Annotated in this window: 12 protein-coding genes and 2 pseudogenes; 6 read left to right on the plus strand and 8 right to left on the minus strand. The window is 67.0% G+C overall.

Annotated elements, in window-relative coordinates; translation table 11 throughout:
* From ABID37_RS16690 to coxB, 8 genes and pseudogenes are all read right to left on the minus strand, one after another.
* A pseudogene (locus ABID37_RS16690) lies at positions 1–179 on the minus strand (SpoVR family protein); the annotation flags it as partial.
* A 21-nt stretch (positions 180–200) separates the two neighbouring features.
* Positions 201–1,502, minus strand: a complete 1,302-nt coding sequence (locus ABID37_RS16695; RefSeq protein ID WP_354196791.1) for a PQQ-dependent sugar dehydrogenase — start codon at positions 1,500–1,502, stop codon at positions 201–203.
* Entirely contained in the window at positions 1,502–1,933 is a 432-nt protein-coding gene (locus ABID37_RS16700; protein ID WP_354196793.1) for a DUF2231 domain-containing protein, read from the minus strand. The genes ABID37_RS16695 and ABID37_RS16700 overlap by 1 nt, the downstream gene beginning before the upstream one ends.
* Before the next feature lie 39 nt (positions 1,934–1,972).
* On the minus strand, positions 1,973–3,079 hold the full coding sequence (locus ABID37_RS16705) for a c-type cytochrome (RefSeq protein ID WP_354196795.1): 1,107 nt from the start codon (positions 3,077–3,079) through the stop codon (positions 1,973–1,975).
* Positions 3,079–3,699, minus strand: coding sequence for a cytochrome c oxidase assembly protein (locus ABID37_RS16710; RefSeq protein ID WP_354196797.1), 621 nt, complete (start codon positions 3,697–3,699; stop codon positions 3,079–3,081). Before ABID37_RS16710 ends, ABID37_RS16705 begins: the two co-directional genes overlap by 1 nt.
* On the minus strand, positions 3,696–4,070 hold the full coding sequence (locus tag ABID37_RS16715) for a hypothetical protein (RefSeq protein ID WP_354196798.1): 375 nt from the start codon (positions 4,068–4,070) through the stop codon (positions 3,696–3,698). Before ABID37_RS16715 ends, ABID37_RS16710 begins: the two co-directional genes overlap by 4 nt.
* Before the next feature lie 7 nt (positions 4,071–4,077).
* Positions 4,078–6,606: a cytochrome c oxidase subunit I gene (ctaD, locus tag ABID37_RS16720; protein ID WP_354196800.1), complete on the minus strand. Its 2,529-nt coding sequence runs from the start codon at positions 6,604–6,606 to the stop codon at positions 4,078–4,080.
* A 2-nt stretch (positions 6,607–6,608) separates the two neighbouring features.
* Complete coding sequence (gene coxB, locus ABID37_RS16725) at positions 6,609–7,598, minus strand: cytochrome c oxidase subunit II (RefSeq protein ID WP_354196802.1); 990 nt, start codon at positions 7,596–7,598, stop codon at positions 6,609–6,611.
* A gap of 348 nt (positions 7,599–7,946) precedes the next feature.
* On the opposite strand from coxB, the gene ABID37_RS16730 reads away from it, so the two are divergent.
* The 6 genes and pseudogenes from ABID37_RS16730 (at position 7,947) to ABID37_RS16755 (ending at position 12,129) form a co-directional block, all read left to right on the plus strand.
* Complete coding sequence (locus ABID37_RS16730; protein WP_354196804.1) at positions 7,947–8,333, plus strand: hypothetical protein; 387 nt, start codon at positions 7,947–7,949, stop codon at positions 8,331–8,333.
* 11 nt (positions 8,334–8,344) lie between these two features.
* Positions 8,345–8,652, plus strand: a pseudogene (locus ABID37_RS16735) (NADH-quinone oxidoreductase subunit D); the annotation flags it as partial.
* A gap of 285 nt (positions 8,653–8,937) precedes the next feature.
* A complete protein-coding gene (locus ABID37_RS16740; RefSeq protein WP_354196806.1) occupies positions 8,938–9,924 on the plus strand; it encodes a zinc-dependent alcohol dehydrogenase in 987 nt (328 codons plus the stop codon).
* 12 nt (positions 9,925–9,936) lie between these two features.
* Positions 9,937–10,332, plus strand: coding sequence for a 6-pyruvoyl trahydropterin synthase family protein (locus ABID37_RS16745; protein ID WP_354196808.1), 396 nt, complete (start codon positions 9,937–9,939; stop codon positions 10,330–10,332).
* On the plus strand, positions 10,298–11,377 hold the full coding sequence (locus tag ABID37_RS16750) for a glycosyltransferase family 4 protein (RefSeq protein WP_354196810.1): 1,080 nt from the start codon (positions 10,298–10,300) through the stop codon (positions 11,375–11,377). Before ABID37_RS16745 ends, ABID37_RS16750 begins: the two co-directional genes overlap by 35 nt.
* A complete protein-coding gene (locus ABID37_RS16755; protein ID WP_354196812.1) occupies positions 11,374–12,129 on the plus strand; it encodes a class I SAM-dependent methyltransferase in 756 nt (251 codons plus the stop codon). Before ABID37_RS16750 ends, ABID37_RS16755 begins: the two co-directional genes overlap by 4 nt.

Raw genomic sequence — 12,129 nt, forward strand, 5'->3', positions numbered from 1 at the left:
CAGGGTTCGAGCGCGGGACTGTTCTTCTCAAGGAAGTAGAGCAGGTTTTCCTCAGGAAGATTGAGCGCGCTCTTCCGCTCGGCCGCGCTGTCGTCTACCCTGCCACCCTTGGCGTCCACCGACGGCGGCAGGGTACGCCACAGGTCGTTGTAGGAGCGTTCCTGATATTCGAAGCGCTCGCCTCAACTTTCTTGCATGCGTCAGTTTCGAGTGGCAGCATCCGGGTTGGCGGTGATGCGCCACACCGTGTTGGCCATGTCGTCGGCGACGATCAGCGCGCCCTTGGGATCGACCGTCACGCCCACCGGACGTCCGCGCGCCTTTCCGTCCTCGGTGAGAAAGCCGGTGGCAAAATCGACCGGATCGCCGGCGGGCTTGCCATCGCGGAACGGCACGAAGATCACCTTGTAGCCGACGGGCGGCGTGCGGTTCCAGCTTCCGTGCTCGCCGATGAATACGCCTTCCGCGAAATCGCCGCCCATTGCCGGGGTTGAGAAGGCAAGGCCGAGCGCTGCCACATGCGAGCCCAAGCTGTAGTCGGGCCGGATGGCGGCGGCCACCTTTTCGGGGTCCTGGGGCTGGGCGCGCGGATCGACGTTCTGGCCCCAATAGCTGTAGGGCCAGCCATAGAAGCCGCCTTCCCGCACCGAGGTGAGATAGTCGGGCACGAGGTTGGGGCCGATCTCGTCGCGCTCGTTCGCCACGGCCCAGAGCTGGTTGGTGCCGGGCTGGATGGCGAGTGCGGTGGGGTTGCGGATGCCGGTGGCGTATGGCCGGTGCGCGCCGGTCTGCGCATCGACCTGCCATACCATGGCGCGGTCGGTTTCCGCATCCATGCCGCGCTCGGTGATGTTGCTGTTGGAGCCAATGCCCACGAACAGGAAACGGCCGTCCGGGCTGGCTGTCAGCGCCTTGGTCCAGTGATGGTTGATGGCCGAGGGCAGGTCGGTGACCTTCTCGGGCGGTCCCTCCGCCCGGGTCTGGCCCTGCCTGTAGGTGAAGCGCACCAGTTCGTCCTGATTGGCGACGTAGATGATGCCGTTCACGAATGCGAGACCGTAAGGCGCGTTGAGGTCTTTCGCGAAGATTTCCCGTGTCTCGTAGGCGCCGTCGCCATCGGTGTCCCGCAGCAGCGTCAGCCGGTTTCCGCCTTTCACGTCGGTCTTTCCAAGGCCTTTGATGTAGTTGGCGATGAGGTCCTTGGGCCGCAGCGTGGGCGCACCGCCGCCGGAGCCTTCGGCGACGAGAATGTCGCCATTGGGGAGCACCAGCGTCTGGCGCGGCACCGCGAGGCCGGTGGCGATCGGCGTGATCGTGTAGCCTTGCGGCACGGTCGGCAGATCGTCGCCCCACTCGGCGGGCAGCGCGATCTTCATGTCCGGCAACAGCCCCCGTTGCGCCTCCGGCAGGTTCGGTTCGGCCCCATACTGCAAGGGTTCGACCTCCTCGCCGCAGGCGGCGAGCAGCGTGGTGCAGGCGGCGAGTATCAGAAGCTTGCGCATCACACGGCCTCCCTCGAGCGAAATCCCGAATAGCCGATCATGGAAGCGACCAGCGCGAGAAGGGTCGTGACCGTCGAGAGATACAGGCCTTCCGGCATGACCGCCCAAGCATCCCGCGCATGGACGAAGGCGTTGATGAGGCCGAGCACCCACATCACCAGCAGGACGATAAAATAGATCAATGGCCGCGAACTGCCGCTTCCCCGGTAGCGGAACAGGCCGACCAGCGCCCACAACATGGCAAGGCCGCCGCCGACCAGCCCGCCCGCGATCAGCCATGACGAGAAATTGGCCCACTGGATATGGAAAGTCTGCCAATAGGCGAAGTCGCCGATCAGCGCTGCGAGGAACAGGGGAAACGGAAAGGCGAGAAGGATCGCATGGACCGGATGGAGGGGCTTCATATATGGCGGGGCGGAAACTGCGGCCATGATCGCTCCAGTTCTTCTTCCGAGGGGCCTGTAGGGGAACTAGGGCGCTGCACCGGACAGTCCAGCACCGTGCCCGGCTGCGTATTCGCGCTCCCGCTGCGCGAAATAGGCGGCGAGGGCGTCGATTTCGTCGTCGGAAAGGTTCTTCGCCGCGTTGTGCATGAGATGCGCGAAGCGCGTGCCACCGCGTTCGCCCGAGCGGAAAAGCCTGAGCTGTGTCGCGATATAGGGCGCGGGCTGGCCTGAGAGTTCGGGATAGACCGGATTGTCGTCGGGCCGGCCATGGCAGCCGAGGCAGGCCGGCACGTCGCGCGCGGGAACGCCGCTCCGCGCGATCTCCTTGCCTTTCGCGACCGGCGCGGGCGGCTGGACGGGGGAAGGAGGCGCGACGGGCAGGGCGGAGAAATGCCGGGCGAGATCGGGCAGAAGCTCGGGTGCGACGGTCGCCGCGGCCACGCCCATGATGCCGCTCCGGCGGCGCTTTTCGACATAGGCCCGAAGGCTCTCAGCCAGATAGCCGGCGCTCTGGCCGGCCAGCACGGGCGTCGCCGGGCTGCGGCCCATCCCGTCCTCGCCGTGGCAGCGGGTGCATTCGGCAAGCGCCTGCCGGAAATCCGCGGCTTGCCCCAGCGGCGGCCTTTCCCCGCCATAGGCGAGGTCGCGCCATCGCGGCTCGTCCATCTGCGGCAGTTCGCGCAGGAAGGCCACCATGGCCCAGACCTCGTCGTCGCGCTTTTGCGTCGGCCATGCCGGCATGCCGGTGAAACGCACGCCGTGCTTGACGATGCGGAAGAGCTGCGCGTCGGTCCATTCCCCCACCCTGGTAGCGAGGTCGGGAGGCTGCGGCAGCATGAAGTCGATGACGGGCGTTCGCGGCTCACCGGGCGCGCCGTGGCATATGGCGCAGCCGCGCGCAAAATGGCCGGCCGCAGGCTGTATGGCGTAACGCGGCAGCGCGTCCGGCACGTCGACGGCGAGCGCGTATGTGCGCACGGCGGAGCGCATGGCGAAATGCAGGAACCAGTCGGTGACTTTCCAGTGGCCGCTGGAGGCGCCGACGTTGAAGAAGCCGATCCACGCTCCGAGCAACGCCACGAAGGGTAGGACACCGAGTCCGATGGCCAGATGCTTCCAGTTGACATGCATCACCCGGCCCCCCTTTGCTGCCCGTTGCCGGACAGAAGCCGGGACAGCAGGAAGACGCCGCCGGCGAGATAGACGGCCGCGCCCACCATCAGCATGACGACGCCGCCCAGCGCCTGGTCCTGCTCGGCATCGAGGACGAGGCCGAAGCAGGTCACCTCACTGAAGCCGTAAAGTGGACGGGAGGCGAGCGCCAGCAGGGCCCCGAGCAGGGTCATGTGGATAGAGGTGAGAAGCAGCGCGAACGCGCCCGACGCGCTCTGGGCCGTACTGCCGCCCGCCGTCGCGAGCGCTGTCAGCCACAGGAACAGCCCAGCTGCGAGGAACATGGCCTGCTCGACAATGGTGGCGAAGACGAAAGACGTGGCCCACAGTCTCGCCGCCGGCATGTGCCAGCCCCACACCACGACAAGCTCGACCAGCGAGGCGATAAGGGCCGACGAGGGCCTGACGGCGGCGATCCTGTCGGAAACCCCGATTGCGATGAGGGGTGCGGCGATGGCGACGACGCCCATATGGGCAAGCATGTGCGCCGCGAATGACTCCCGCAAGACCGAGAGCAGCGGCCCCGCCCAGATCAGGACGAGCACCGCGAGGCCCGCGATGAGGGAGAGCCTTCTCATGACGCGCACCCGTCGATGAACAGGAGCGGCAGGGCGACATAGAGCACGGCCACGAAGCTCAGGCCCGAAAGCAGCAGGGTGGCGAAGCCCTGGAACAGGGTGCGGTCATGCGGGGTCGGATCGTCATGCGGCGGATCGCGCCGGCCGAAGCCCCATTGCCGCCATGCAAGCCACGCCGAAAGCACGATCAGGCCGAGTGCGAGCAGCGTGGCGGCGGCGATGCCAAGCTGAACCGTGGCGAAGCCCGCATCGCCCTGCCGCGCGCACAGCACCGCCGCCGTTATATAGCAGGCGAGGAAATGAGCAGCCCAGATCACCGGAGCGGTGAACAGGGTCCAGAGCGTCTGCATTTCCTTCGGGATGATCCGCATCGCCGCCTCACATCGCTTCCGGGAACAGGCCGATGACGGAGAAGGCGATCACAGCCGAGATCGTCATGAAGTGCCAGTAGAGGACGACATTGTGCAGTTCCATGTCATGTGCCGGGGTGAGGCGGCCGGCCAGGCTGCGCGCCAGGCAATAGAGCTGCATGAGGATTCCCACCGCCGCGTGCGCCAGCACCCATGCGACCAGTATCCACACGATGGCCGGATAGACATGGACGGTCGGCTGCATGCCGTGCAGCCACGGCCCGGCAAGGCCGGCGGCGGTCGCCGCCAGCGCCAGCAGCGCGCCGAGCGCCAGCGCAAGGCGCATGGCGGCGGTTCGGCCGGTGGCGTTGAGCTGCAGCGCGCCCATTGTGGCGGTCCAGGCGGCGAGGAAAAGCCCGGCTGCCGCGATCGGCCACCACCAGCCGGGGCCGGCCTGTCCGGCGGTGAAATCGGCATGGATGGTCCAGTAGAAGAAATAGCCGAAGATAAGGCTGGCGAAGGCCGTTCCGTCGCCCACCATGGTGATGAACATCGCCCACCAGCCGACGGACTCCGGGCCGGAGATGTAGAGCGGCAGGCGAAGCCCGAGACCCACATCCCGGCTTTTCCTCTCGGGGATTTCGCCGGTGCCGGTCCACAGCCACCACAGGATGGCGACGAGCGTCGCGAGGCCCGACAGCAGGGCGAGGACCCAGAGCTCGAAGGTGAGCGCGATGAACACCCCGCCGAGGAAGGCGGCCGACAGCATGGGGAGGACGGAGGGGCCGGCCACGCGCTGGCACTGCACGGGCTCTGCATCGAGGACGGAACTGATCAGCGTCTCGCGCCGTCCGTCGCGCGCGTCGGACAGGTACCAGGCCCCGGCATTGACCTCCTCGGCCAGTCCCTTCTGGTCCCATAGCGGGTAGCGGCTTTCGACGGGCGGTATCGAACGCACGCCCCAGTTTTCCTCTGGCTCGTTCAGCCATTCGAGCGTGCCAGCCTTCCACGGGTTCTGGACAGCGCGCGGCTGCCGCTTCTTCGGCCGCAGCACGTCGAAGACGACGACCAGAACGCCGGCCGCGAAGACGAAGGCGCCGATGGTGGAGACGAGGTTCAGCCAGTCCCAGCCGATGCCCTGCGGATAGGTGAAGACACGGCGCGGCATGCCGCGCAGGCCGGTGAGATGCATGGGAAAGAAGCCGACGTTGAAGCCTGTGAACATCAGCCAGAAGGCGATGCGGCCAAGCCGCATCGACAGCATGCGCGCGCCGATGAGCGGATAGTAGTAATAGAGGCCGCCGACCAGCGGAAAGAGCATCCCGCCGATCAGGACATAATGCAGGTGGGCGACGATGAAATAGGTGTCGTGGGCCTGCCAGTCGAAGGGGGCGAGCGCGACCATGACGCCGGTCAAGCCCCCGATGACGAAGATGGCGATGCCGCCCGAGCCGAACAGCATCGGCACGGAAAAGATGACGCGGCCGGCCAGCATGGTGGCGATGAAGACGAAGATCTGCACGCCGGTGGGAATGGCGACGGCTTCCGAGGCGGCCGAGAAGAAGGCCAGCGAGATCTGCGGCAGCCCCGTGGTGAACATGTGGTGGACCCACAGGCCGAAGGAGAGGAAGCCGGTTCCGACGGCGGCCAGCACGATCCACGAATAGCCGACGATGGGACGCTGCGCGAAGGTCGGCACGATCATTGCCATCAGGGCGATGGCCGGCAGGAAGATGATGTAGACTTCCGGGTGGCCAAATATCCAGAACAGGTGCTGCCACAGCAGCGGATCGCCGCCGCGCGCCGGATCGAAGAACGGCCAGTCGAACATGCGCTGCATCTCGAAAAGCAGGTCGCCCGCGATCAGCGGCGGGAAGGCGAACAGGATCATGCCGGCGACGATCAGCAGATACCAGGCGAAGAGCGGCATCAGGTTGACGCGCATGCCGGGCGCGCGGCATTTCATGATGCCGACGATCAGCTCCACGGCCGCCGCTATCGAAGCCACCTCGATGAAGGACAGGCCCAGCAGCCAGATGTCGGCGCCGATGCCGGAAAGCGCCTTGTCGGTGGCCAGCGGCGGATACATGAACCAGCCTGAGGAGGGCGCGGCATCGAAGAAGATGGAGCCGCAGACGAACACGCCGCCGATGAAGAAGCTCCAGAAGCCGAAGGCGCCGAGCCTTGGAAAGGGCAGTTCGCGCGCGCCAAGCATAGGCGGCAGCAGGAAGATCGCCACCGCCTCGAAGATCGGTACGGCGAACAGGAACATCATCACCGTGCCGTGCAGCGTGAAGGCCTGGTTGTAGAAATCGGCCGACATCATGTCGTTGCCCGGCACCGCGAGCTGCACGCGCATCAGCAGTGCTAGCACGCCGGCGAACAGCATGAAGGCGAAGGCCGCGCCGCCATACCAGAGCCCGACCTGCGTGTTGTTGACCGAGGTCCAGTAGCGCCAGCCGCGCGGCGTTTCCCACACGCGGCGCAGCTGCTCCGTCTCGGCCTGTTTTGACGCCGCATTCACCTTCCTTGCGCGGGTCCGGGCTTTCGTGGCCATGGCTATTCGAGCCCCTTCAGCCAGGCGGCGATTTCGCCGATGTCCCGCTCGGGCAGCATGGAGAAGGCCGGCATTTTCGAGTCCGGCTTGATGACATGCGGATGGGCGATGAAGTCGCGCAGCGTGCCCTCGCTGTTCGGCAGGATGCCTGCGCCGAGGGTCTCGCGCGAGCCGACATGGGAGAGGTCGGGCCCGACGCTTCCGTCCGCCTCCGTGCCCGCGACGCGATGGCACGCGCCGCAACCGTGGGCGAGGAAGAGGTCGCGGCCTTCGGAACCTGCGCCCGGCGAGGCGCCCGCGCGCGCTTGCAGCCACTGCCGGAATTCGGAAGGCTCCATGACGACGACGGTGAACGCCATGAGCGCATGCGAGGTGCCGCAATATTCCGCGCACGGACCGCGATAGGTGCCGGTCTTGGTGGCCAGCAGCGAAAGCCGGCTCACGCGGCCGGGGATCATGTCCATCTTGCCGCCCAGCGCCGGTATCCAGAAGGAATGGATGACATCGGTGCTCTTCAGCCTGAATTCCACGCGCTCGCCCGCGGGCAGCCGGATCTCGTTGGCGGAGAGCACCGGCGTGTCGGTATCGGGATCATGATAGGCGACGCGCCACCAGAACTGCTCGCCCGTGACCTCCACGGTGAGCGCATCGGAAGCGTTGGCCGGTGCGAAGGGACGCAGCCCCGGCATCAGCCACAGCGCATAGCCGAGCAGCAGGAAAAGCAGGAAGGCGGGAATGGCCGCGCCGCACCAGAAGATCAGACGGCCGGCCGCTTGCTCGTCCAGCCTGCCGCGCTTCCCGCGCGAGGCATAAGACAGCAAACTGACTACCGCCAGCCAGATCAGGCCACCGGCGACGACCATGATCCAGAAAAGCTGCGCGACATGCGCCGCCTCTTCGCCCGCCGGATCGAGCGCCGATTGCACGCCCGAGCACCCGCAAATGTGCAGACACAGGGACAGCGCGGCCAGCCGCCTGGCGATGTCCCTCATATTCGCGATGCCTGTTCGGGAAGCAGTTGGCGACCCACTCTCCTGACTGGTTAGGGATTTTCCTGACAACGCGCGCGGTTCATACTGGTTGCTTCATTGAGCACCGAGACCCAGCAAGATGCCCTAACGGCTGCAACAGGTTCGCCACGCCCGACCCGTTCCTGGCGGTCGGCCTTCATTACGAGGATTTCGACGAGACCACGGACAAGGAGGTAATCGATCCGCTCCGGGAAGCGCATTCCTTTCAGGAGAAACGGACAGGGTAGGGCAACCGGCACCTGCAGAATTTCCCCGCAGGCGTGCGATAGCCGGGAACATGCTGCGGGCACGTGGGTTATGGCTACAGACATGAAAGGTGAAGCCATGCGTATTGTGACGCTGATCGCTGCCCTTTCCGTTGTCGCCAGCATCCAGCCGACGATGGCACAAGGGCCAACGGACGAGCTTCCCGGCCAGCCGCCCGCGCAGCAGACGCCGGAAACCTTGCCGGACCAGACCATCATAGCCATCACCATCGTGCGGTTCGAAGACCTGCCCCCACGCCTCAAAACCATGGTCGAGGCAAAGCTGAACGATACCAGCGTGGACGATCTGCGTGCGCTGCACGCGTCCATCGAGGATTCGCCCGAAGCCATGACCATGCTTGCTCAAAATGGGCTCAACGTCACGCAGGTGGTGGCGGCGGCGGTCGACCCGGCAGGCGCGTTGACGCTGGTCATCCAGGAAACCGCATAACAGGCGCGGAGGTGCCTGGGCCTGAAGCAGTGCGCAACTTTACAATCAATTTCGGACCGCAGCATCCCGCTGCGCATGGCGTGCTGCGCTTGGTGGTCCTGGAACTGGATGGCGAATGGTGGAGCGTGCCGACCCGCATATCGGCCTGCTGCATCGCGGCATGGAAAAGCTCATCGAGTCGAAGACCTACCTGCAGGCCCTGCCTTACTTCGACCGGTTGGGTTATGTGGCGCCGATGAACCAGGAACATGCGTTCTGCCTGGCGGCGGAGAAGCTTCTTGGCCTGCCGGTGCCGAGACGCGGCCAGTTGATGAGGGTATAGGCGCTCATGTGCGATGAACCGCAGATGATCGACTGTACTAGGCGGGGTCGAGACGGACGCCCCGCGCACAGCGAGTGCTTCGATGTTCGACGTCTTCATGTGCGGATGGCCGTAGCCCGACGGATGGTCATGCCTGAGCTGGTCGCACATGATCCAGACGATGTTTGCACCCAGCATCCAAGCTCATTGCCCTTTCCAAAGTCCGCCAAAGGCCCTAGCTTCGCGGTGTGCCCAACCGAGACCCTTCATCGCCCGGCCGCCTCGCGTCATGCAAGCCGCGCCATGGCCGCGAGCCGCTTCATGCGTGAGGCGCGCGCCTTCTGGCTGACGGCGCCCGGCAGGGGCGAGATCAGGTCGGCGCCGCTTGCGGCGCGCGAGGGCGATGTGCTGGTCGAGACGCTGTACTCGGGCATCAGTCGGGGCACGGAGTCGCTGGTTGCCGCCGGCTGCGTGCCGCCGTCCGAGCATGAGCGCATGCGCTGCCCCATGCAGGAAGGCGATTTTCCCTTTCCCGTCAAATACGGTTACGCGGCAGTGGGCATCGTCCGTAAAGGGCCGTCCGCGCTCGCCGGCCGCACGATCTTCAGCCTCCATCCCCATCAGGACCGTTTCGCAGCGCCTGCAGCGATGGTCCTCCCCCTGCCGGACCATGTTCCCGCGCCCCGCGCGGTTCTGGCCGCAAACATGGAAACCGCACTCAACATCGCGTGGGACGCTCGCGTCGGACCCGGTGACCGCGTCGTCGTCGTCGGTGCCGGTGTGGTCGGGCTACTGGCCGGATGGCTCTGCGCGCGGATGCCCGGCACCACGGTAACCGTGGTGGATATCAATCCGGATCGCGCCTTGATCGCCGACCGCCTTGATTGCCGTTTCGTCCTGCCCGCTGACGCGCCGCGCGATTGCGATGCGGTGATCCATGCCAGCGCCACCGCGCAGGGGCTCGCCACGGCGCTCGCCGCCGCGGGCGACGAGGCGCGCGTGGTCGAGGCGAGCTGGTACGGTGACCGGGAACCCGCCGTGCCGCTCGGCCGGGCCTTTCACGCGCGCCGCCTGTCGATCGTCTCCTCCCAGGTCGGCAGGGTGCCGGTCGACCGGCGGCCGCGCTGGTCGCATCGGCGGCGGCTGGAGGCCGCGCTGGGACTGCTGGTAAACGACAGGCTGGATTGCCTGATCAACGGCGAAACGCCCTTCCTCGATCTTCCTAACTGCTACGCAGGGATCCTCGCGGACCCGGCGACCTTGTGCCACCGCATTGCCTATCAGACCTGACCAGGAGCCTCCATGTTCGCCGTCGAAGTCCGCGACCACGTCATGATCGCCCATTCGCTGCCCTCGCCGGTCTTCGGTCCGGCACAGGGGATGCACGGCGCGACCTTCGTAGTCGATGCCGCCTTCTTCACCGGGGACCTCGACGCCAATGGGCTGGTGGTCGACATCGGCCTCGCCACCGAGGCGTTGCAGGACGCGCTCCAGCCGCTCCGTTATGCCAATCTGGACGAAGTGCCGGCCTTCAGGGGTAAATTCACCACGACGGAGTTCCTGTGCCGCCACATCTTCGACCAGCTTGCCGCCGCCGCACGCGGCGGCCGCCTCGGCGACGGGGGCCGCGTCGCGAAAATCCGGGTCCAGCTCCATGAGAGCCATGTCGCGCGCGCCTGGTACGAGGCGGCTCTGTGACGTGGCCGGCACGGTTCATTTCGCGATCCCGGGAAACCTGTCGCTGCCAACCGGCGGCTACGGTTACGACCGTCGTCTGATCGCCGGGCTTCCTAGCCTCGGCTGGCAGGTTAATACGGTTCCGCTGCCTGCCGGCTATCCGTTCCTGTCGCACGCGGAACGGCAAGCGACGAAGGACGCATTCGATTCCCTTCCCGATGATGCGATCGTCCTGGTCGACGGGCTCGCTTTCGGCGCGATGGACGAGCTTGCTCCTGCCCTTTCGGCCCGCCTCAGGCTGGTCGCGCTCGTGCATCACCCGCTCGCCGACGAGACGGGCCTGACTGCCGCAGAGGCGGAAGCCCTAAAGGCGAGCGAGCGCGCCGCGCTCGCCCATGCGCGCGCCGTCGTCTGCACAAGCGGCGCGACGGCGCGACGGCTGGCCGCCGGCTTTTCGGTGCCGCCCGAGCGCATTACCGTCGCGCTGCCCGGAACCGATCTGAAGCCCCGCGCGCCCGCCAACGGTTCGCCGTCCGTGCTCCTCAGCGTGGGCGCGCTGGTGCCGCGCAAGGGCCACGACGTGCTGATCGAGGCGCTCGGCCACCTGCGCCATCTCGACTGGACGGCGCGCCTCGTCGGTGCGGACGACCGCGATCCGGAGTGGACCCGGAGGCTGAAATCACGCGCCGCCGGCCTCGGCCTCGCCGGCCGCGTCGCCTTCGCCGGCGCCGTGGCCGATGCCGACGCCGAGCTGGCGAGTGCCGACATCTTCGTCCTCCCCTCCCGCCATGAAGGCTACGGCATGGCCTATGCGGAAGCCCTGGCGCACGGCCTGCCGACCATCGGCTGCCGGGCGGGCGCCGTGCCCGATGTCGTGCCGGAGAAAGCGGGCGCGCTGGTGCCGCCCAACGATCCCTCCGCTTTGGCCGGGGCGATCGCGCGGCTGCTGACCGATCCCGAAGCACATCGCCAGGCGGCCGACGCCGCCTGGGCCGCCGGCCAGGCGCTTCCGACCTGGCAGGACACGGCCGGCATCGTAGCCGGTGTGCTGGAGCGCCTGCAATGAGCTTTTCGGCCGCATGGCTGGCCCTGCGCGAGCCCGCCGACCGGGCCGCGCGCGATGTGGGCCTGCTGGAACAGGTCCGCACATGGCTCGGCGCGAAATCCGCTCCCACGGCGGTCGATCTCGGCTCGGGCACGGGTTCGACAGTCCGCGCTATCGGTCCGCGGGCCGCGCACTGGACGCTGGTCGACCGGGATGCAGCGCTGCTTGCCGAGGCGTCCGCGATACCCGATGCCTGCACCATCGAGGCCGATCTCGCGCATATCGACGCGCTGCCGCTCGACGGCGCGGTTCTGGTGACGGCCTCCGCGTTGTTCGATCTTGCCGGGCGCGACTGGATCGAGGCGCTCGCCGACCGCATCGCCGGACAGCGGGCGGGCCTCTACGCGACGCTCACCTATGACGGCCGGATGGAATGGTCCGTTCCCGACCCGGAGGACGCCGCTGTCACTACCGCCTTCAACCGCCACCAGACGGGTGACAAAGGCCTCGGGCCGGCGCTCGGACCAGCTGCGGGACCGGCGCTGGCCGAGGCGATGGGAAAGCGCGGATATTGCGTCAGGTCGGCCGGCAGCCCCTGGCGTCTCGATGCGGACGACCGCCCGCTCCAGGCCGAGCTGCTCGGCGGCATCGCGCGGGCCGCCGCCGAGGCGGGCACGAATGCGGTCGGCTGGCTGGACAGACGTCTCGGAATGATCGACCGTGCCGTCTGCACGATCGGCCATGTCGACCTGTTCGCCCTACCGTGCCGATAG

This window comes from Aquamicrobium terrae (assembly GCF_040545735.1).
Taxonomy (GTDB): Bacteria; Pseudomonadota; Alphaproteobacteria; order Rhizobiales; family Rhizobiaceae; genus Mesorhizobium; species Mesorhizobium terrae_A.

Excerpts from the sequence above, each read along its gene's own strand:
- ABID37_RS16750 (WP_354196810.1), top strand. The coding sequence starts at position 10,298 with ATGTCGCGCGCGCCTGGTACGAGGCGGCTCTGTGACGTGGCCGGCACG.
- ABID37_RS16745 (WP_354196808.1), top strand. The coding sequence starts at position 9,937 with ATGTTCGCCGTCGAAGTCCGCGACCACGTCATGATCGCCCATTCGCTG.
- coxB (WP_354196802.1), bottom strand. The coding sequence starts at position 7,598 with ATGAGGGACATCGCCAGGCGGCTGGCCGCGCTGTCCCTGTGTCTGCAC.
- ABID37_RS16710 (WP_354196797.1), bottom strand. The coding sequence starts at position 3,699 with ATGAGAAGGCTCTCCCTCATCGCGGGCCTCGCGGTGCTCGTCCTGATC.
- ABID37_RS16700 (WP_354196793.1), bottom strand. The coding sequence starts at position 1,933 with ATGGCCGCAGTTTCCGCCCCGCCATATATGAAGCCCCTCCATCCGGTC.
- ABID37_RS16715 (WP_354196798.1), bottom strand. The coding sequence starts at position 4,070 with ATGCGGATCATCCCGAAGGAAATGCAGACGCTCTGGACCCTGTTCACC.
- ABID37_RS16695 (WP_354196791.1), bottom strand. The coding sequence starts at position 1,502 with ATGCGCAAGCTTCTGATACTCGCCGCCTGCACCACGCTGCTCGCCGCC.
- ctaD (WP_354196800.1), bottom strand. The coding sequence starts at position 6,606 with ATGGCCACGAAAGCCCGGACCCGCGCAAGGAAGGTGAATGCGGCGTCA.
- ABID37_RS16705 (WP_354196795.1), bottom strand. The coding sequence starts at position 3,079 with ATGCATGTCAACTGGAAGCATCTGGCCATCGGACTCGGTGTCCTACCC.
- ABID37_RS16755 (WP_354196812.1), top strand. The coding sequence starts at position 11,374 with ATGAGCTTTTCGGCCGCATGGCTGGCCCTGCGCGAGCCCGCCGACCGG.
- ABID37_RS16730 (WP_354196804.1), top strand. The coding sequence starts at position 7,947 with ATGAAAGGTGAAGCCATGCGTATTGTGACGCTGATCGCTGCCCTTTCC.
- ABID37_RS16740 (WP_354196806.1), top strand. The coding sequence starts at position 8,938 with ATGGCCGCGAGCCGCTTCATGCGTGAGGCGCGCGCCTTCTGGCTGACG.